At 42.2% G+C, this 19,587-nt stretch carries 17 protein-coding genes; 9 read left to right on the forward strand and 8 right to left on the reverse strand.

Features of this window, described 5'->3' with window-relative positions; translation table 11 throughout:
• Positions 1-89 precede the first annotated feature (89 nt).
• The 3 genes from JSY38_RS05310 to hemE all read left to right on the forward strand — a co-directional run bounded on the left by JSY38_RS05310 (position 90) and on the right by hemE (position 2,661).
• Positions 90-626, forward strand: a complete 537-nt coding sequence (locus tag JSY38_RS05310) for an NUDIX hydrolase (RefSeq protein ID WP_205115688.1) — start codon at positions 90-92, stop codon at positions 624-626.
• A gap of 19 nt (positions 627-645) precedes the next feature.
• Positions 646-1,395 carry a DUF2927 domain-containing protein gene (locus tag JSY38_RS05315; protein ID WP_275586987.1) on the forward strand — a complete coding sequence of 250 codons (750 nt, stop codon included), beginning with the start codon at positions 646-648 and terminating at the stop codon, positions 1,393-1,395.
• A 165-nt stretch (positions 1,396-1,560) separates the two neighbouring features.
• Complete coding sequence (gene hemE / locus JSY38_RS05320; RefSeq protein ID WP_114410661.1) at positions 1,561-2,661, forward strand: uroporphyrinogen decarboxylase; 1,101 nt, start codon at positions 1,561-1,563, stop codon at positions 2,659-2,661.
• A 47-nt stretch (positions 2,662-2,708) separates the two neighbouring features.
• Here hemE and JSY38_RS05325 read toward each other — a convergent pair whose 3' ends face one another.
• Complete coding sequence (locus tag JSY38_RS05325) at positions 2,709-3,077, reverse strand: hypothetical protein (protein ID WP_205115690.1); 369 nt, start codon at positions 3,075-3,077, stop codon at positions 2,709-2,711.
• A gap of 128 nt (positions 3,078-3,205) precedes the next feature.
• Here JSY38_RS05325 and JSY38_RS05330 point away from each other — a divergent pair, with 128 nt between their 5' ends.
• The gene (locus tag JSY38_RS05330) at positions 3,206-3,544 is read left to right on the forward strand and encodes a P-II family nitrogen regulator (RefSeq protein WP_110577288.1); all 339 of its coding nucleotides are present in this window, start codon (positions 3,206-3,208) and stop codon (positions 3,542-3,544) included.
• A 57-nt stretch (positions 3,545-3,601) separates the two neighbouring features.
• Here JSY38_RS05330 and JSY38_RS05335 read toward each other — a convergent pair whose 3' ends face one another.
• The 5 genes from JSY38_RS05335 to JSY38_RS05355 all read right to left on the reverse strand — a co-directional run bounded on the left by JSY38_RS05335 (position 3,602) and on the right by JSY38_RS05355 (position 7,916).
• The gene (locus JSY38_RS05335) at positions 3,602-4,312 is read right to left on the reverse strand and encodes an ABC transporter permease (protein ID WP_114410659.1); all 711 of its coding nucleotides are present in this window, start codon (positions 4,310-4,312) and stop codon (positions 3,602-3,604) included.
• A 3-nt stretch (positions 4,313-4,315) separates the two neighbouring features.
• On the reverse strand, positions 4,316-5,005 hold the full coding sequence (locus JSY38_RS05340) for an ABC transporter permease (RefSeq protein ID WP_114410658.1): 690 nt from the start codon (positions 5,003-5,005) through the stop codon (positions 4,316-4,318).
• A 131-nt stretch (positions 5,006-5,136) separates the two neighbouring features.
• A complete protein-coding gene (locus JSY38_RS05345) occupies positions 5,137-5,895 on the reverse strand; it encodes a transporter substrate-binding domain-containing protein (RefSeq protein WP_114410657.1) in 759 nt (252 codons plus the stop codon).
• A gap of 78 nt (positions 5,896-5,973) precedes the next feature.
• The gene (locus JSY38_RS05350; RefSeq protein WP_114410656.1) at positions 5,974-6,741 is read right to left on the reverse strand and encodes an ABC transporter ATP-binding protein; all 768 of its coding nucleotides are present in this window, start codon (positions 6,739-6,741) and stop codon (positions 5,974-5,976) included.
• Between the two features lie 155 nt (positions 6,742-6,896).
• The gene (locus JSY38_RS05355) at positions 6,897-7,916 is read right to left on the reverse strand and encodes a GlxA family transcriptional regulator (protein WP_114410655.1); all 1,020 of its coding nucleotides are present in this window, start codon (positions 7,914-7,916) and stop codon (positions 6,897-6,899) included.
• Positions 7,917-8,211: 295 nt separating this feature from the next.
• Here JSY38_RS05355 and JSY38_RS05360 point away from each other — a divergent pair, with 295 nt between their 5' ends.
• The 4 genes from JSY38_RS05360 (at position 8,212) to JSY38_RS05375 (ending at position 16,831) form a co-directional block, all read left to right on the forward strand.
• Positions 8,212-13,029, forward strand: a complete 4,818-nt coding sequence (locus JSY38_RS05360) for an NAD-glutamate dehydrogenase (protein ID WP_205115692.1) — start codon at positions 8,212-8,214, stop codon at positions 13,027-13,029.
• A 54-nt stretch (positions 13,030-13,083) separates the two neighbouring features.
• Positions 13,084-14,319, forward strand: coding sequence for an aspartate aminotransferase family protein (locus JSY38_RS05365; RefSeq protein ID WP_114410653.1), 1,236 nt, complete (start codon positions 13,084-13,086; stop codon positions 14,317-14,319).
• Between the two features lie 251 nt (positions 14,320-14,570).
• Complete coding sequence (locus tag JSY38_RS05370) at positions 14,571-15,719, forward strand: YjgN family protein (protein WP_205115698.1); 1,149 nt, start codon at positions 14,571-14,573, stop codon at positions 15,717-15,719.
• Complete coding sequence (locus JSY38_RS05375) at positions 15,719-16,831, forward strand: M48 family metallopeptidase (RefSeq protein WP_205115699.1); 1,113 nt, start codon at positions 15,719-15,721, stop codon at positions 16,829-16,831. Before JSY38_RS05370 ends, JSY38_RS05375 begins: the two co-directional genes overlap by 1 nt.
• A 30-nt stretch (positions 16,832-16,861) precedes the next feature.
• Here JSY38_RS05375 and JSY38_RS05380 read toward each other — a convergent pair whose 3' ends face one another.
• On the reverse strand, positions 16,862-17,722 hold the full coding sequence (locus tag JSY38_RS05380) for a PhzF family phenazine biosynthesis protein (protein WP_205115700.1): 861 nt from the start codon (positions 17,720-17,722) through the stop codon (positions 16,862-16,864).
• Positions 17,723-17,942: 220 nt separating this feature from the next.
• On the opposite strand from JSY38_RS05380, the gene sbmA reads away from it, so the two are divergent.
• Positions 17,943-19,226 carry a peptide antibiotic transporter SbmA gene (sbmA, locus tag JSY38_RS05385; protein WP_205115706.1) on the forward strand — a complete coding sequence of 428 codons (1,284 nt, stop codon included), beginning with the start codon at positions 17,943-17,945 and terminating at the stop codon, positions 19,224-19,226.
• A gap of 95 nt (positions 19,227-19,321) precedes the next feature.
• On the opposite strand, the gene JSY38_RS05390 is transcribed toward sbmA, so the two are convergent.
• Positions 19,322-19,531 (reverse strand): hypothetical protein, encoded by a 210-nt coding sequence (locus JSY38_RS05390; RefSeq protein WP_114410650.1) that lies wholly within the window; start codon positions 19,529-19,531, stop codon positions 19,322-19,324.
• Positions 19,532-19,587 lie beyond the last annotated feature (56 nt).

Consider the following 19,587-nt stretch of genomic DNA (forward strand, 5'->3'; position numbering starts at 1 on the left):
TTTCTTAACTCGTTAGAAGGCTTTTCTTTCAAGACAAATGCCGATACCCTTTCGTTTTCTACTATATTCACTTTTAAATAGAGTATTTTATGCCTGTAAATGACGAAGTCATTACCTTAGTCGACAGAAGTAACAAGGTCATTGGTGATGTGCCAAGACACTTAATGAACTTTGGCAGAGACTACCATCGTGTTACTTACATCTTGGTATTCAACCAAGCAGGCAATTTACTCGTTCAAAAAAGAACCGATAACAAAGCGTTTTGCCCAGGATTCTACGGTGTAACCACGGGGGGCGTGGTCGAAAAGGGAGAATCCTACATTGATTCTGCGCACAGGGAATTGCAAGAAGAGCTAGGCTTTGATGCTCCACTTGAAAGCCAAGGGGTCTTTTTCACAGAAGGTGAAGGCTTCAAGATATGGGGCAAGATTTTTACTTGCCACTATGATGCGGCAATACATGGCGAGCTAACTTTACAACCTAAGGAAGTCGCTTCAGTCCATGAAATGAGCATGAATAGTATTATAGGTAACACTGGCGAAATACCCTTTACTCCAGACTCACTCAGCGCACTAAAACACTACGCCAATAAATTAACTCAGCCTAAGCCTGATGATCCGCTGTAGTATTCTTTGCTTCCTCTCCATGCTTGCTTCATCGTTCGCACTAGGCGAAGAGCGTTGGCAAAATGACGCGTATATACAAGACAGTTTCATGAAAATTGCCTTAGAGCGTGAATACAAAGAAACCAAACACCCTAAGCTCATCCGCTGGGCCACCCCCATCAAACTGTTTTTTGAAAGCGACAGCGGTGATGCCAATCTACAAAAAGAACTACTTAGTGTTCATGCCCAGCACCTCTCCTACATAACTGGGTTGTCTATCGACTTCACCGATGATCCTAAGCAAGCCAATATTTTTGTCATTTTTACCAACTATGACAATTTGGAAAACAAAGTAAGACAATACATAGGCGACCCAGAAAAAATTCGCACAGCACTGAATGAAGCGATTTGTTTAGGAAATTTTCGCCGTAATAGGAACTACGAGATAACCAGAGGAAGCATTATTATTCCGGTCGATTATGCTCGCATAAAAGCCCGCTTTTTAGATTGCATTGTCGAAGAAATCACCCAACTACTGGGCCTTCCTAATGATTCAAATGATGTATTTCCATCCATTTTCAATGATGTCAGCATCGATTCTTACCTTAGCCCGTTAGATTATTTATTACTTAAAGCGCTCTATTCCCCTCACCTTAAACCGGGAATGGATGTGACACAAACAAGGGCAGCATTCCCTAAAGTATTAGCAGAGCTACACGCCAACAAAGACATAGAAAATGCAGCTCAGCGAGTTCAGAAGCACAGCCTTAAAACATATTTAGGTGATTAATGTGTCTTATAATTCGCCAATCTCATGGACAAAAACAAACCCTGCCATAGATCAATATTATTGGCCTTTTCAGCCGCCTTCTCATAAATTGTGCTTATTCACTCTGCTTTTCCTGTCCAACTTAGGTAAAATGCGCCAACTGAAAATTCATACTGGAGAGTCCTAATGTTTCCTGAGCTAAAAAATGACCGCTTTTTGCGCGCATTACTCAAACAACCTGTCGATACAACGCCTGTGTGGATGATGAGACAGGCAGGACGCTACTTACCAGAATACCGTGCAAGTCGTGCAACAGCTGGCGACTTCTTAAGCCTTTGCAAAAACGATGCATTCGCGTGCGAAGTGACACTTCAACCATTGAAGCGATACGATTTAGACGCTGCTATTTTGTTCTCAGACATTCTTACTATCCCTGATGCAATGGGCTTGGGTCTGTATTTTGAAACAGGCGAAGGTCCTAAGTTCAAACACACCATCCGCAGCCAAGCTGATGTTGATGCAATTCCAGTAACCACTGCCAGTGACCTAGATTATGTAATGAAAGCAGTGACGACGATTCGTCATGCTTTAAATGGGGATGTACCTCTAATTGGTTTCTCTGGTAGCCCATGGACATTGGCAACCTACATGGTAGAAGGTGGTTCCAGCAAAGACTTCCGTCACATCAAAGCCATGATGTACCGTTCGCCAGAAACCCTACACGCCCTACTTAGCAAAATTGCGAAATCGGTTATCGCTTACCTTAATGGTCAAGTCTTAGCGGGGGCTCAAGCTTTACAGATTTTCGACACATGGGGTGGCGTGTTAAGCGGACCAATGTATCAGCAGTTCTCATTGCTTTATATGAAAGAGATTCTGGATGGCTTAATTCGTGAGCATGAAGGCAGAAAAATCCCTGTCATTCTATTCACTAAAAATGGCGGCCAATGGCTAGAAAACATAGCTGCAACTGGTGCCGATGCCCTAGGTTTGGACTGGACAACAGACATATCAGAAGCCCGTGCTCGCGTCGGTCATAGCGTTGCTCTACAGGGTAATATTGACCCTTGCGTTTTATATGCAGGCAAAGAGGTAATAGAGCGTGAAGTAGAAAACGTGTTGTCGGGCTTCGGCACCGGCAGCGGACATGTGTTTAACCTTGGCCATGGCATTCACCAGTTCGTGAACCCAGATCACCCTAAATATTTAATCGATGCTGTCCACGAACTAGGGAGAAAGTACCACGAACCTAAATTCGACGACCTAGATTCATTAAACGGCCTTTAATATTCACGTCCTCACTGTGAGCCTTTTATTGTTGGGCTCACAGTAGTTCATTTATCTAACTTGACAAAACACTGCAGACATACCTTTTCCGCACTCTTCGCTTGCTTAATCCAGACGCCATCCGATTTCCTTATTACACAATCAAACGCCTCATTTACGTAACAACAAACATGATCAACCCCTTGCCCATCTAGCCAAGACAATCGCCCTAATAAACGGCCATTCGTCAGTGGAATTAATACCAGTCGCAGCCGAAAGTTTTTTTCTAATCCCTTAGTTTGATAACAAGCAACACTTTGCGGAGCCGACACACTCGTAAGCTGAACACCTTCTTTATGAAAAAGCAGATCTGTAACATCGGTAAAGAACGACTCTGAACCAAACGTAAAACGATCACTTGATGCTATTGTTTCCATTTTCAGCACCTTATATTAAGGAACATAGGTTCACTAAATGTAGATCATAATCATCGAGCCAGTGGCGACTTTTACAATAGAGTGGTATTTTTAGACTAATTAATGCTTTATTCGTATGGAGAAAAGAAATGAAATTAATCACGGCCATTGTTAAGCCTTTCAAACTAGACGAAGTGCGCGAAGCACTTTCTGAAATAGGGATTAACGGCATTACCGTCACAGAAGTGAAGGGTTTTGGTCGCCAACGAGGCCATACAGAGCTGTATCGCGGCGCAGAATATGTTGTCGACTTTCTGCCGAAGGTCAAGTTAGAGCTTGCTGTAGAAACTGATCAAGTAGAGCGCGCAATTGAAGCTATTCAACACAGCGCGAACACTGGAAAGATTGGCGATGGCAAAATTTTCGTAACAGCACTAGAACAAATCATCCGTATTCGTACTGGTGAAACAGGCGCTGAAGCAATCTAATTATGAGTGAATATAAAAAAAGAGGCCTAGGCCTCTTTTTTTATATTCAACAATCTATCAACCTTTGTCTGGCACCTTAATCGATAAGGTTCCTAGGTAACGATTTTGACGCAATTCAATTTGACGAAAGATCGCAATAATCACAATACTAATCACCAAATAAATAACCCCTGCCGCTATAAAGATTTCCATAGGTGTATAGGTTCTTGCGATGATAGTTCGCGCCATCCCAGTTAAATCCAGAATGGTAATCGTACTCGCCAAAGCACTGCCTTTTAGCATCAAGATAATCTCATTGCCGTAAGCAGGTAAAACGATACCAAAAGCACGAGGCAGTAAAACCCGTCGATACATCTGAGTCTTCGTCATACCAATAACTTTACATGCTTCAACTTCCCCATGCGGAATAGCCTGAATCGCACCACGGAAGATTTCAGCCGTATAGGCAGACGTATTCAATGTAAAAGCAATGATGGCACACCAAAATGGTTCCTTCAGTACCGGCCATAAGAAGCTCTCTCGTACTGCATCAAATTGCGAAGCGCCATAATACACCAAAAATATCTGCACTAGCAGCGGAGTACCACGAAAGAAAAAGATATACGCAAAAGGGATAGCTCTGATCCATCCTATGGGTGAAATCCTTGCTAGTGCAATTGGCAAAGCAAAAATACCACCCAGTATGATAGAGATCATCACTAACTGAAGGCTAACCCAAGCTCCTTCTAACAAACGCGGGAAATATTCAATAACAACCGAAAAGTCCATACATTATCCCCTTGTTAATCCGCGACTGGCTCGTTTTTCCATAAAAGAAACGAACACCATAGAGATAATGGTCAAAGCCAAATACATAAATGCCGCTACCAAATAAAACAAAAATGCTTCTTTGGTACTACTCACTGCGATATTGGCTTTTCGCATAATATCGTCCAACCCAACAACGGAGACTAATGCAGTGTCTTTTAGCAGAACCAAAAACAAATTCCCAAGCCCAGGCAAAGCAATTCGCCATACCTGCGGCAAAATAATACGGTAAAGCTTTCTAATAGGCCCCATTCCTAATGCAGTGGCCGCTTCATGCTGCCCTTTTGGAATGGATTGTAACGCACCACGAAATACCTCAGTGGCATAGGCTCCAAACGTTAGTCCCAACGCTGTTACGCCAGCAGCAAATGCGCCAACCTCAATGTACTCGTCATAACCAAATAATCCAGCTATGGCCATCAAGACACTGGTAGCGCCAAAATAAATGATAAGTACCGTTAGGAGTTCAGGAATGCCGCGAATAATGGTTGTATAGCCATTAGCTATCCACCGAAAAGCACGTACAGAAGATAATTTTGCAGACGCGCCTAGCAATCCTAAAATAAGACCGACGAACAGCGAAGACAAGGCTAGCTCTAAGGTAACAACAGCACCTTGTAACAGCTGATCACCGAACCCATGAAGATCAATCATAGTTTTTTCTCAGAGTAAGCTTAAAGTAAGTTTCTTGGTACAGGAGCACCAAGAAACTCTAAGAAATATCAACACTCGAACACATCAAAGGGTCATTACAATCTCAAATAACAACCCTTTGAAATACCCACTTAGTAGATAGAGAAAGGGAAGTACTTAGCATTAATTTTCTGATAAGTGCCGTCAGCAAGAATCGCATCAAGCGCCTTGTTGATCTTCTCTTTCAATTGCGTGTCGCTTTTACGAACGGCAATCGCAATGTTATCCGTCTTCATGAACGCATCGCCTTTGAACTCAAATGCAGAACCGCTTTCAGAGGTTTTCAGCCAGTTGTAAGTAGGCAATTCATCAGACAAAACGATGTCTAGACGACCAGAAACTAGATCTAAATAAACATTATCTTGGTTATCATAAAATTTAAGGTCAGCTTTGCCTTCAAAGTTATCTTCTAAATACTGCGCACCTAGAGTCGCGCGCTGCGCACCGATAGTTTTGCCAGATAAGTTCGCTAGGTCAAAAGTTTCGCCAACACGACCCATGAAGCGCAAGCCACCAGAGTAATATTTATTAGTAAAATCAACAACTTTCAAGCGATCTTCAGTGATTGACATAGATGCGATGATTGCATCGAACTTACGCACTTTTAGGCCCGGAATAAGACCATCCCAATCTTGCGTTAGAATCTCACAATCCGCAGCCATTTTTGCACACAAAGCACGAGCAATATCCACGTCAAAACCCTGAGGCTTACCTGCTGAATCAATGAAGTTGAATGGCGCCCATGCACCTTCTGTTACAAAACGAACTTTATCAGCTGCTTGTGCAGAAACTGATGATAACGCTGCGCCTAACAATAACGCTGAACCCAATGCTATTTTTTTAAATTTCATTGCAATATCCCCTTAGTATATTTGCTTATATAATCATTTTTGATTTTATATTTTCGTTCGCTTAAATGTGCTGTTAACTTAAAACACACTGGATAAGAAAGCCTTACAGCGTTCTGATTTTGGCGCTCCAAACACTTGATCTGGAGTGCCCTTTTCTTCCACCACACCCTGATGCAAGAAAACAACTTCGCTCGAAACATCACGAGCAAAATTCATTTCATGAGTAACAATCAGCATGGTTCTACCTTCTTCTGCTAAATTGCGCATCACACCAAGCACTTCGCCCACTAATTCAGGGTCTAACGCTGAAGTTGGTTCATCGAACAATATCACCTGCGGATCCATTGCCAATGTTCTAGCGATAGCAACACGCTGCTGCTGACCACCCGAAAGCTGATTAGGATACATATCCTTTTTCTCCGCGATACCAACCTTACGCAATAAATGCTCAGCATACTCTGCTACTTCATGCTTAGGGCGCTTTAGAACATGTAGAGGTCCTTCCATCACGTTCTGAAGAATGGTCATATGCGGCCACAAATTAAAGCTTTGGAAAACAAACCCAATTTGCTGGCGCATTTGAGTAAGTTGCTTCATATTGCTAGCCACTAAGTCGGATTCACCTTGAATCAAATCAAGCTTATTACCGTTAAAAAGAATTTCACCGCGAGTTGGATTTTCAAGCATGTTCACACAGCGTAAAAATGTACTTTTACCTGAACCACTTGATCCCAAAATAGAAATGACATCGCCATCATAGGCTTTTAAAGAAATACCCTTTAACACCTCGACATCACCAAACGTTTTGTGAATATCAATGAGCTCTAACGCCGGGACTTTCGACATGTTCTCTACCTTCTTTATTTTATGTGAACTTATTACTTTTTATCTAGTATATGCACAGTCATTCAACTGCACCAAATCCATGAGGGTAATACACCCTAAGCTAACTAACTAGAATACAAGAATCACGCCAAGAGCAATTCACCCCGTATTTTAAGTTACTTTTTCCAGAGCCGCCTCTTTTTCTTGTCCATTTGGACAGGCGCAGAGCTTTTATTATGAATTTTATTACGCTCTTCTCTTGGCGTAATGCCGAAGAAGCCCTTGTAAGTTGTACTAAAATGGGGCGCAGAACCAAATCCGCACTCTGTACCTATTTCAGTAATCGTCTTATCCGTTTGAGTTATTAGCTGCTTCGCATGTTGAAGACGCAATTCTAAGTAGTATCGAGATGGCACAATATCTAAATTACTCTTAAATAATCGCTCCAAATGCCTCCTAGAAACCCCCACATGATAAGCAATATCATCAGATGATAAGGGTTCTTGAATATTGGCTTCCATTAGCTGAACCGCTTCAACTAATTTAGGCTGACCTGTACCAATACGCGCCTGTAGTGGAATTCGCTGCGGGTCTTCATGCGTTCGTATTCGCTCACAAACAAACTGCTCGGATATCCCACTTGCTAACGACATCCCATGCTGTTTGCCTATCAAAAACAACATCATATCCATGGCCGCAGTCCCACCACTGCAAGTATAACGGTCTCGATCCACTTCAAAAAGGTGATTTGAAACGATCGTCTGTAAAAATTCATCTCGCAAATTTGCCAAACTGCGCCAATGAATCGTGGCTCGATAGCCATCAAGCAAGCCCGCTTTTGCCAATAAATAGCTTCCTGTGCAGACGCCGCCCAAGCCGATGCCTTTTTTTGCTTGTTTTTTTATCCAATTTTCTAAAGTCAGACTTTCGTTTTTTATCCCAGGAGAAGAACCGCATACAAAAATCGCGTCTAAATCACCCAAAGCATCACTTGTTAGATAGTCTGAAACCGTTGAAACACCCGTATTAGAAGGAATTTCTTTTTCTTCATGACTAATAGTGCAAAAAGAATAGAGCTCTTTTCCTGCCACCCAGTTCGCCATATGCAATGTTTCAATAGCAGAGGAAAAACCCAACATGGAATAATGTGGCAACAGCAAAAAACCGTACTTTAATGGTTTTTTACTCGCCTGCATGATTTCTCTTGATGCGAATTCAGTCTTGTACAAAATATTATCCTGCGAACTATAGACAAATAAGGAGTTTATTTCGTTTAAAATGGATAACAAAGGTTTTTTTCGTGTTGGGCAAGACTTTTCTGACCCAATTAACCAGACAACACAACAATGTGTCGCAATTTGAAAAGTTACCCGCTATCAAAGGAGGCGAATTTTCATAATAATCTAACACAGAGTCCTAACCCCATACTTTCGGAAAATTGCATTTACAACTAGTTTTATTAAGAACACCACTCATGAGGGATGAGTTCTAATGACTGATTACAAAAAAAACGAATTGATCGAACGCGTTGAAGTTGAAATAAATGATAACTTTAGTGCCGCAGAAGCAAACAACTTGATTCAACTAACCCGTCTTTACTTTCAGGACTCTCTAACTGAAGACTTGGTTAATGAATCGATAGAAAACCTATATGGCACAATACTTTGCCTTTGGGATTTCATCCAGCAACGCCCAAGCAACCAACCTAAAGTTCGTGTCTACAACCCGAACTACGAGGAGCACAGCTGGCAATCCACTCATACCGTTATCGAAATTCTAACGGATGACATGCCTTTCCTTGTATCGTCTTTCAATATGGCATTGGTTCGTCTTGGCCACACAATTCACCTAACAGCACACCCTGTTGTGCCGGTGGACCGTAATAAAAAAGGCGAGTTGCAAAACATCAACCTCTCTTCCAAATCTCATGAAGCTATGATGCGCTTCGAAATAGACCGCCTTTCAGACATCAACCTTCTTGATGAAATAAAAGATGAGTTACTAAGTAGCTTAGTTGATGTGAAAAAAACCGTCTCAGATTGGCCAACAATGAAAGCCAAACTAAATGACGTTATTGCAGAGTCTGAGCAACTACCACACCTGAAAGCCAATGAAGAACACTTAGAAGTTCTCGATTTCTTGCGCTGGGTAGCGAATGACCACTTTACCTTCATTGGTTTCCGCGCCTATGACCTATCTGTTGAAGGTGAAGAAACACACCTTAAATTAGTCGATGGCTCAGGGCTTGGTACATTCCGCGATATTAACGACAAAAAAGTAAAGCGCGACATTATCTTGCAAGACCACTTAGCCAAGCTTGCAGTCGATACCAGCAACATATTAGTGCTAACCAAATCAACAGCTGTTTCTACTATTCATCGCCCGGTTCACTTAGATTATCTTGGCATTAAGCGCTTCGACAAAAAAGGCAATGTAGTCGGCGAATGGCGCTTCTTCGGCCTTTACTCTTCTGCCGCTTATATTGCTCGCCTGCAAGATATTCCATTATTGCGTAAAAAGCTCAATGTCATCGTAGAAAAAGCCAACGTCGATCCAAATAGTCATAAAGGCAAAAACCTTAAGCATATTTTAAACAGCTACCCGCGTGACGAGATGCTTCAAGCGCCAGTTGATGAGCTTTTTGGAACTATCGAAAGCATTTTGGCAATCCAAGAGCGACGCCAATTGCGCGTATTCCTGCGCAAAGACATTTACGGCCGTTTCCTGAACGCTTTGGTGTATGTACCACGAGATCGTTACAACACGGAATTGCGTATCAAAATGCAAGACATCTTGATGAACGCCTGTAACGGCACAAGCTCTGAATTCAACGTGCAGTTTTCACAATTGGTCTTGGCGCGCGTCAACTTCACTATTCAAATAGCCGATCCTAAGCAAAGCCCAACCATCGACGCAGAAGAAATTCAGCGCAAGATGCAAGACGCAATGAGTTCATGGGAAGACAAGCTATTAACGGCTCTCCATAAAAGCCACGGTGAAGAAAGCGGAAACATTCTTTTCAACGATTATGTGCCTTATTTGCCCGCTGCTTACCGTGAAGATTTCTCTCCAAATGCGGCCGTCCTAGACATTGAACGTTTAGCTCAATTATCCGGTGAAGGCGATATTTCAACGCACATCTACCGTCAAGTTGGACAAACGAAAAACAATTACTTCTTCAAGGTGTATGGTACTGGCACAACACTCATTTTGTCTGACGTATTGCCTATTTTGGAATGTATGGGGTTACGCGTTCTAGAAGCTCGCCCATATGAATTAGATCAAAATGGCGATGGCTCTGCGAACACTTGGGTCGTCGAATTTGCCATCAGCGTAGACGCCGATGTAAACCTTGAAAAGAGCACTCAGCGCGAAGCGTTCCAAGACGCGTTCAACCAGGTATTCAGCCGTCGCGTTGAAAATGACCGCTTTAATGCTTTGGTCCTAAGCGCTTCCCTAACATGGCGTCAAGTCACCATGTTAAGAGCTTTGACCAAGTACTTAATGCAACTTCAAGTGCCTTTCTCTCTTCAATACATGCAGCAAACACTAGAGAAAAACGCAGGTATTGCTCGCCTTTTGGTTCAACTATTCGAACAACGTTTCGACCCTAGCCAAGAAGCCAAGCGTGACGACAAGGTACAAAAGTTACTTGAGAAAATCGATCTAGAATTGGACCAAGTTGCCAACTTGGATGAAGACCGTATTCTGAAACACTACCTTTCTGTGATTCAGGCGATGTTACGCACAAACTTCTATCAAGCAGGCGCTGAAGGCGAAGTAAAAGACTACGTTTCTTTCAAACTGGACCCTTCTCAAATTCCAGCCGTACCACTTCCAAGACCAAAATTTGAAATATTCGTTTATGCGCCTTGGGTAGAAGGTATTCACATGCGTGGCGGTAAAGTTGCTCGTGGTGGCTTGCGCTGGTCTGATCGTATGGAAGATTTCCGTACTGAAGTACTTGGTCTAGTAAAAGCACAAATGGTGAAAAACGCTGTTATCGTTCCATCAGGAGCAAAAGGCGGCTTCGTTGCCAAGCAGCTTAAAAAGAACGCGTCTCGTGAAGAAGTACAAGCAGAAGTTATCCACTGCTACACCACTTTCATTAGCGGTTTGCTAGACATTACTGACAACTTAGTGCAAAACCAAGTGGTTCCTCCACTGTCCGTACTTCGTTACGACGAAGACGACCCGTACTTAGTCGTTGCTGCAGATAAAGGCACAGCCACCTTCTCTGACTTAGCAAACAGCATTTCTGCGAAATATGGTTTCTGGTTAGGCGATGCCTTTGCCTCTGGTGGTTCTAACGGTTACGACCATAAAAAAATGGGCATAACGGCCCGCGGCGCTTGGGAATCCGTTAAACGCCAATTTAAAGAGATCGGTATTGATTGCCAAACGACAGACTTTACCGCTGTTGGCGTCGGTGACATGGCGGGTGACGTATTTGGTAACGGCATGCTGTTATCGAAACACACTTGTCTAATCGCTGCGTTCAACCACATGCATATCTTTATCGACCCAACGCCAGATGCAGAAACATCTTTTACTGAGCGTGAGCGCATGTTCAAACTGCCTCGTTCCTCTTGGGAAGATTACAACAAAGAGCTTATTTCAAAAGGCGGCGGTATTTTCAATCGCTCTGCGAAATCTATCCCTATCAATGCGGATATTCGCAAAGCCTTGGGCATCGAGGGCAATATCAAATCCATGGCTCCAACTGATTTGATCAACGCGATTCTAAAAGCGCCTGTGGATCTACTTTGGAACGGTGGTATCGGCACTTATGTGAAATCCGAAGGCGAATCCCATGCTGATGCTGGCGACAGTGCTAACAACGGACTACGCGTAAACGGTAAAGAGCTACGTTGCAACATTGTTGGTGAAGGCGGTAACTTAGGTTTAACTCAACTAGGTCGTATTGAGTTTGCCCAAAAAGGCGGCTTGATAAGCACAGATGCGATCGATAACTCTGCGGGCGTAGATAGCTCGGATCACGAAGTAAACATCAAGATCTTACTTAACCGCGTGGTCGAGAACGGTGACCTGACCGAGAAGCAACGTAACAGCTTATTGGCCGAAATGACGGATGAAGTGGGTAAATTGGTGTTACGCCACAACCGTGGCCAAAGCCACGTATTGTCTTTGGCAAACGCACAGGCACCAGAGCGTTTAACCGATCATTGGCGTTTGATTCAATCTCTTGTCCGTGAAGGTCGTTTGAACCGTGAAATCGAGTACTTGCCTAGTGACACGCAAATCAAAAAGCGCTTGAACAAGGGCCAAGGCTTAACACGCCCAGAGATATCGGTACTACTTGCTTATTCAAAAATCAAATTATCTGAGCAGCTAGTAGAAGACAGTATTGGCGAAGACGTGGATTTGACCACTCAGATCAACGAGTACTTCCCAACACAGCTGACCAAGCACTTCGGCGGCCAAATGTCGTCACACCCGTTGATTCAAGAAATCATAGCCGGGCACGTGACAAACAACCTAGGCAACCGCATGGGGCCAACGTTTACAACTTACATGCAAGAAGAGACAGGCGCATCTTCGTTGAACGTCGTTCGAGCCTACATGGCAGCAGAAGATATTTTTGGTATTCCAGCGCTTTGGGATGCGATCAACAACTTGGACTTCACTGTGTCTAACACAGTATTGAATAGCCTGTTAATTCGCATTCAAGGACTTCTAGAGAGAGCAACTCTATGGTTACTGCGTAATACACGTGAAAGCCTGTCAATCCAGCGCTTAAAAGACACTTATAAGCCTGGCGTTGAAGTGATTAGAGCCAATATGCAGGCAATTTTGACAGAATCAAGCCAAGAGCATTTGGCCGATATTGCTACTGGCCTTGTCGAGAAAAACATCCCTACTGAGATAGCGGAAAGATTGTCTTCTCTGCATTACCTATTCTACGGACTAGACATAATCCGTGTTGCAGCGAATACCGACACGGAAGTCCTAGATGTGGCTCAAACTTATTTCGCCCTTGAAATGGATCTAGAGTTGCACTGGTTGCGTCACAAAGTCAGCGAACTGTCAGCTGATGATATGTGGCAACGTCGAGCAAAATCAGGGTTAGGCGACGAAGTCGACAATAGCTTAAGAACCCTCACCCAAGAAGTTATTCAGTCCAGTGTTGATATCAAAAAACTGGAACTACGTTTAACTCATTGGCGCGAGTCAAATAGTGACAGTATCAAACATTACCGTGCCGCTTTTAGCGAAATAAAAGCGGAAAGCGAATTAACACTCGCCATGGTAACTGTCGCTATTCGTGAGTTGAGAAATCTGATATAAACCAACAGGTGGCCGCCATTGCGGCCGCCTATTTTTAAGAGGTCTTTTTTTAGGATGGATAGAAAAGTGACACAACAAGTAACGAGAGCAACCTTTGACGAAGTAATGGTTCCTAACTATGCACCTTCTGCGATTATTCCAGTGCGTGGCGAAGGCTCTCGCATATGGGACAAAGAAGGCAAAGAATACATCGACTTTGCAGGCGGCATTGCTGTTACTGCATTGGGTCATTCCAATCCAACTCTCGTCAACGTCATGCGTGAGCAAGCTGGACAACTTTGGCATTTATCCAATGTCATGACTAACGAACCAGCACTGCGATTGGCTAAAAAATTGACTGAAAAGACCTTTGCTGACCGAGTCTTCTTTGCAAATAGTGGTGCAGAAGCCAACGAAGCGGCTTTTAAACTCGCTCGTCGTTACGCGTTTGATCATTTCGGTCCTGAAAAACATGAAATCATTGCTTTTAACAAGTCTTTCCATGGCCGTACCTTGTTTACTGTTTCTGTGGGCGGACAAGCAAAATACAAAGAAGGTTTTGAGCCGACACCAGGCGGCATCAAACATTGCGACTACAACGACATAGAACAACTTAAAGCAATCATCAGTGATAAGACTTGCGCCGTAGTCATGGAGCCTATTCAAGGCGAAGGCGGTATCATTCCGGCCAACATTGAATTTGCTAAACAAGTACGTGAACTGTGTGATCAACACAACGCATTATTGGTTTATGACGAAGTTCAATCCGGCGTAGGCCGTACAGGCACCTTCTTTGCGTATGAGCAGTTAGGTGTAACACCTGATGTATTAACAACCGCTAAAGCACTTGGTAACGGCTTCCCTGTTGGCGCTATGTTAGCTACAGAGAAAGCGGCAAAAAGTTTGGCCTTTGGTACTCACGGCAGCACTTATGGCGGTAACCCAATGGCTTGCGCTATTGCTGAAGCCGTTGTTGATATCGTTGATACTCCTGAAGTACTCAGCGGCGTGGCAAAGCGTCATGACTTATTTGTTGAAGGCCTGAAAGCGCTAAACGAAAAGCACCATGTCTTTAAAGAGATTCGTGGTATGGGTCTTTTGATTGGTGCTGAAATGATTGATAGCCTTGCTGGAAAAGCTGGCGAGATCATTAAAGCCGCAGCCGAAGAAGGTTTATTTGCTCTTGTTGCTGGTCCAAACGTATTACGTTTAGCCCCGTCTTTGATCATTCCAGAACAAGATGTTGCCGAAGGCCTTGCTCGACTAGATAAAGCCATTGCAACTGTAGTGGCAAACAACAAAGCTGCATAAGCGATTCAGCACTAGACAAAACAATTAAAAATCGGACTTAGGTCCGATTTTTTGTTAAAGACCCGCGAAAAATAAAAAACTATTATTCGCCTCCCCTGGCATCTACTCTAATAGATAAATCTTACTTAAAAGCTTTTAGTAAGATATCAGAAAACCCATAATTTTTTACTTAAAAGATTGAAAAGATAACAATCTGTAGATAATATCGTCGAAAATTTTAGGATATATATCTATACAAGAGGGAAAAAGGAATGACTCCACTTAAATTCAATGGATCTGGCTCAGAATATTTCAAAATATGGATAGTAAATATCCTACTAACAATTGTTACACTAGGCCTATATAGACCATGGGCAAAAGTTCGAACCTTACGCTACTTCTATGGTAATACTGAACTTGATAATTCAAACTTTGAATACCACGCAACAGGCAAACAACTGTTTGTCAGTTTCATAATTGCCGTTGCACTGCTTCTTGTATACTTGGTTATTAGCCAATTAAACCCAATATTAGGTCTCATCCTACCAATCGCCCTTCTTATTGCTTTACCGTGGATTATTTGGCGCTCAATGAAGTTTAACCTTAGTATGTCCAGCCACCGAAATGTACGCTTTGGCTTTAATGGTGAAATTTCTGGATCTTATATTGCTCTACTAGCCTATCCTATCGGATTGCTAGCTGCTGGTATTGCTGCATTGTACTTCGTTAGTCAAATAAGTATTTGGCTAGCCCTTGCCTTATCTTTGATCGCATACCCTGCTTATTTCGCAATGATTAGTAAGGTTACCAATAGCTATGTAGTGAATGGCTCTCATTTTGGTCAAGGTCAATTTTCAACCAATCTTGAATTTAAGCCTTTTTTCATGATTATTTTGAAAGCAGCAGGTCTAGCTTTTCTATTTTTACTAGTCGTGGTGATTGTCGCATTTGCCGTTATTTTTAGTAGTGGAAATTCTGGTAGCCTTGGATCTTTATTTGAAGCAATAACAAATTTAGGTACAAGTGGAAATGCTACTAGCTTTATATTTGGCATGATTATTTCTATATACGGCATTTTTATTTTGGCGGGACTTTATCTTCTTTCATACATAAAAGCTCGCCAACGCATGTACCTTTTCAGTAAAACAACCTTAAATAAATCTATCACATTTGAGTCAACATTAACGACTAACAAATATTTTTCGGTCATGCTAACAAACTTATTATTATTAGTTTGCTCCCTAGGCTTGGGCTACCCTTGGGCAGCTGTACGTCTTTACCGCTACAGCATTGAAAATATCAATATTCAAGCTGAGGAAGGTTTTAATGACTTTATCTCTAAGCAAAGTGGTGAAGAAGGTCCCTTAGGCGAAGAACTTGGCGATGCCTTTAATGCTGATATTGGTGGACTTGCTGTTTAATGATCGAAGGTAGGTTATATCAAGCAGGGGCGTCCAACTTTGTGCCTGCAAGGTTACTTATCTCTGGAAATGACTTTCAGCTTTATGCTGAAGGTCATTCTGTTATAGGTGGAAGCTGTGTAGAGCTTCACACTTCACATCGACTAGGCAATATTGCTCGAAAAATAACACTTCAAGATGGCAGTGTTTTTGAGACAAAAGATAATAACGCCATAGACAAATTACTAAAACCCAAAAGCCATGCTTCTCGTGTTATGGCTTTTGTAGATACCTTAGAAAAAAATCTTTCCTTGGTGATTTTAAGTACTTTTATTATTGCTGGTGCTGTATTTATTAGCTTCAAATGGGGGCTACCTGCAGTTAGTCATGCAATTGCCGAAGCTCTGCCTAATTCAGTTAATCAGTCTTTATCAAGTCATGCCTTACAGTTTCTAGATAAGAGCATTTTAGAACCTAGTAAATTGCCAAAATTAAAACAGCAAGATATTCGCCAGAGCTTCGATCGCAATATAGCGCCTTTATATCAATCAAGCGATACACCTAAATTCACGCTGCATTTCCGTCATTGGCCATCAGATACGAAAAACAGTATCGCCAATGCATTAGCACTACCTGATGGCAATATCATAGTCACTGATCGATTGGTCGAACTCGCACAAAATAGTAATGAAATTAATATCGTTCTGTTGCATGAAATGGGGCATATTGTAGAGCGCCATACTCTAAAAAGAGTGATTGAAGGGGGCATTATTACCGTCACCTCAGTACTTATATTCGGCGATATGAGTTCTATTTCCGATTTAGGTGTTGGTGTAGGATCGCTACTTATCAGCAACGCATATTCTCGTGAATATGAGTCGAAAGCTGACCTGTTTGCATATCAACTCGCTTTAAAAGCAAAAATCCCCCCTTCTAGTTTAGGAGACATATTAACTAGAATGGAAAACGATACACATGATGATGTAAATCAGACAAATAAGAACACTGCTACTAAAAAAGTATTAGGTATATTATCTACTCACCCGAATAGAGAACAACGTACTATAATGGGAAAACATTATCAGGCTTGTTTTGATAAAAGCATAACCCAATGCCCCTTAGTCCAGAACTAAAAAACTTCCAAGTATCAATAACTCCCAACCTCATATACTGATATAGCATATCCTATCAAACGCCCCTTCCCCTCCGACTTGAACCTGAGTCAACTCTCCATTTTCTATTGCTAATTGAGTCACTAGACACGATGGCATTTTCATCGCTCTCCCTTGCTCAAAAATCGCTTGCTGATAACCAAAGTGTCGATGCAAATAACAGGCTAGCGCACCGCTCGAACTGCCGGTAGCAGACTCTTCAGGAATACCAACCGCTGGCGCAAAATTTCGACAACTTGCCGTATAAAACGCTTCTGGCGGGTTCATTTCAAATACGTGAAATCCGACACATTCATGCTGCTGACAAAAATGCGTTATCGCATCATTATCAACTTCAAGGCAATCCAGCACGCCATAAGGAACAGGAACCATAAGATCAATCAAGCCAGTAGAAATAGTTTGAATAGGCAAACCTGTTTGAGCTATCAGTGACGGTTGAATACCTAACATAGGTGCGATCTCTTGAGCACTATATTCGGCAAACCAAGTTGGTAAACTTTGGCTCATTAAAACATCACCGTTTAATGCCACGTCTACAGCTAATACACCCGCTTTAGTTTCTTGCCTATAACGTCCAGCCGGAATATATTGCAAATGATGTAGCAACCAAAAAGAGCTTAACGTGGCGTGGCCGCAGAAATCGACCTCCACGGTGGGAGTATAAAAAGATACGTGGAAATTAGCCTTATCACTTTTGCTAACAAAAGCTGTTTCCGATACACCAACTTGCTTCGCTATGAATTGCTTCTGTGGTTCGGTTAACGAATCCGCATTCAACACTACACCGGCTAAGTTTCCACCTTTTCCGGCAATAGAAAAAGCCCTAACTAAATACACCTCAACTTGTTCCATATAACGAGTCCGTCTCCCTGATTTGGTACAATATCGCTTTATTATAGTTAAAATGTTTATCTCTTAGCTAATTATCGCCTTTTTTACTGATTCCTTGTGGGCTGTTTGATTGTGATTATCACTTGACTGGTTTAAGCTCAGATACATCGTCATTAAACAATCCCGCGTAAATCAATGGTTTATGGCACCTTCAACCTATCAGATATAGAGAAACGACACTGTGTTTCAATCTTTCTTTCCAAAACCTAAATTATTTTTTCTTAGCTTTGCCTTATGGGCACTTGTTTGCGTCATTGGATGGTACTCTATCGTTCAGGACTTAGGACACATTTTAAGTCTAGGTTCTCTTTTTGGTGTCCACTTTCCTGAAGCTTTGGCAGAAGGCGCTGATGCCACAGCACAAACCGCTTTTCAGAGTGCACAAAATACTGCATTAGATGTGTGGCTATACCAATATATGGCGGCTTGCTATCTAGTATTTATTAGTATTTGGGTTATTTATGGTGGTCAGAAATGGGCTAAATGGTCAGTCATTGGTTCAGGATTAATCGTATTTATAACTTGGTTCCAAGTACAAGTAAGTGTGATGCTAAACGAGTGGTATGGCAGCTTTTACGACCTTATTCAAAAAGCATTAGCAGAACCGAATAGTATTCTACTGTCTGACTACTATGCTCAGCTATCTACTGTAGCAGTCATCATAATGGTTGCTATAACAGTGTCCGTTCTTAGCAACTTTTTCATCAGTCACTACGTATTCCGCTGGCGTACAGCTATGACTAATTACTACACTTCCAAATGGGATCAGGTACGCCATATTGAAGGTGCATCACAGCGTATTCAAGAAGACACCATGCGCTTCGCTTCTATTGTCGAAGGGCTAGGAGTGAGCCTTTTAAGATCTGTTATGACGTTAATTGCCTTTTTGCCTATTTTATGGAGCTTATCTGGATACGTTAAAACCCTTCCACTTGTTGGTGAAGTCCCACAAGCATTAGTATTCACCGCCATTATATGGTCAATATTCGGTACTCTTTTACTGGCGCTAGCAGGCATTAAACTTCCTGGCTTGGAGTTTAAAAATCAACGTGTTGAGGCTGCTTACAGGAAAGAACTGGTTTATGGTGAAGACCACGCTGACAGAGCAACGCCAATTAGCCTTACTGAACTGTTTGATAACGTACGTAAAAACTACTTTCGCCTGTATGCAAACTATCTATATTTCAATGTCGTTCGTTACGGTTATCTTAATGTTGGGCAGTTTGTTCCACTGATTGTATTAGCACCATCTATCATTGCTGGCGCTTTCACCCTAGGCATTATGCAGCGCGTTCTAAACGCCTTCAACCAAGTTGAGAATTCGTTTCAATACCTAATCAACTCTTGGACAACGATTGTAGAACTATTATCTATTTACAAACGTTTGAAAGCATTTGAAGCAGTGATTGACAATCAACCACTGCCTGAAGAAGACGCGGCGTTTCTAGATAAAGAACATAGCTAACCTAGTTAGCTAAAATACAATTTTAGACATGAAAAAGCCTCGCCAGATAACATCTGGCGAGGCTTTCGTTGTTTTGTACTGTCAAATCGATCAGGTCAAACGTTAACGTTTATATTCTGACCTAGATTATCCGTCGTGGTGTGCGATCCGCTATTCGCAGCAGGTGTTACACTTTTTGCAGCTTCCTCTAATAAGGTAAGCTCTTGTTCTGCCTTTTGTTGCTGAGCAACTTTTGACAAGCTTGCACTGTATACTTCACTAGCATAATCCATCGCAGGACTACTCAAACCATTAATGCTTGGCATTTTTCCTCCTATAAACCTACGAACGCTGTTAGTGTTTGTAGGTTATTCACTGATCA

This window comes from Marinomonas foliarum (assembly GCF_016906065.1).
Classification (GTDB): domain Bacteria; phylum Pseudomonadota; class Gammaproteobacteria; order Pseudomonadales; family Marinomonadaceae; genus Marinomonas; species Marinomonas foliarum.

Coding starts and splice junctions, on each gene's coding strand:
- JSY38_RS05310 (WP_205115688.1), top strand. CDS start 90: ATGCCTGTAAATGACGAAGTCATTACCTTAGTCGACAGAAGTAACAAG.
- JSY38_RS05315 (WP_275586987.1), top strand. CDS start 646: ATGCTTGCTTCATCGTTCGCACTAGGCGAAGAGCGTTGGCAAAATGAC.
- hemE (WP_114410661.1), top strand. CDS start 1,561: ATGTTTCCTGAGCTAAAAAATGACCGCTTTTTGCGCGCATTACTCAAA.
- JSY38_RS05325 (WP_205115690.1), bottom strand. CDS start 3,077: ATGGAAACAATAGCATCAAGTGATCGTTTTACGTTTGGTTCAGAGTCG.
- JSY38_RS05330 (WP_110577288.1), top strand. CDS start 3,206: ATGAAATTAATCACGGCCATTGTTAAGCCTTTCAAACTAGACGAAGTG.
- JSY38_RS05335 (WP_114410659.1), bottom strand. CDS start 4,312: ATGGACTTTTCGGTTGTTATTGAATATTTCCCGCGTTTGTTAGAAGGA.
- JSY38_RS05340 (WP_114410658.1), bottom strand. CDS start 5,005: ATGATTGATCTTCATGGGTTCGGTGATCAGCTGTTACAAGGTGCTGTT.
- JSY38_RS05345 (WP_114410657.1), bottom strand. CDS start 5,895: ATGAAATTTAAAAAAATAGCATTGGGTTCAGCGTTATTGTTAGGCGCA.
- JSY38_RS05350 (WP_114410656.1), bottom strand. CDS start 6,741: ATGTCGAAAGTCCCGGCGTTAGAGCTCATTGATATTCACAAAACGTTT.
- JSY38_RS05355 (WP_114410655.1), bottom strand. CDS start 7,916: ATGCAGGCGAGTAAAAAACCATTAAAGTACGGTTTTTTGCTGTTGCCA.
- JSY38_RS05360 (WP_205115692.1), top strand. CDS start 8,212: ATGACTGATTACAAAAAAAACGAATTGATCGAACGCGTTGAAGTTGAA.
- JSY38_RS05365 (WP_114410653.1), top strand. CDS start 13,084: ATGGATAGAAAAGTGACACAACAAGTAACGAGAGCAACCTTTGACGAA.
- JSY38_RS05370 (WP_205115698.1), top strand. CDS start 14,571: ATGACTCCACTTAAATTCAATGGATCTGGCTCAGAATATTTCAAAATA.
- JSY38_RS05375 (WP_205115699.1), top strand. CDS start 15,719: ATGATCGAAGGTAGGTTATATCAAGCAGGGGCGTCCAACTTTGTGCCT.
- JSY38_RS05380 (WP_205115700.1), bottom strand. CDS start 17,722: ATGGAACAAGTTGAGGTGTATTTAGTTAGGGCTTTTTCTATTGCCGGA.
- JSY38_RS05390 (WP_114410650.1), bottom strand. CDS start 19,531: ATGCCAAGCATTAATGGTTTGAGTAGTCCTGCGATGGATTATGCTAGT.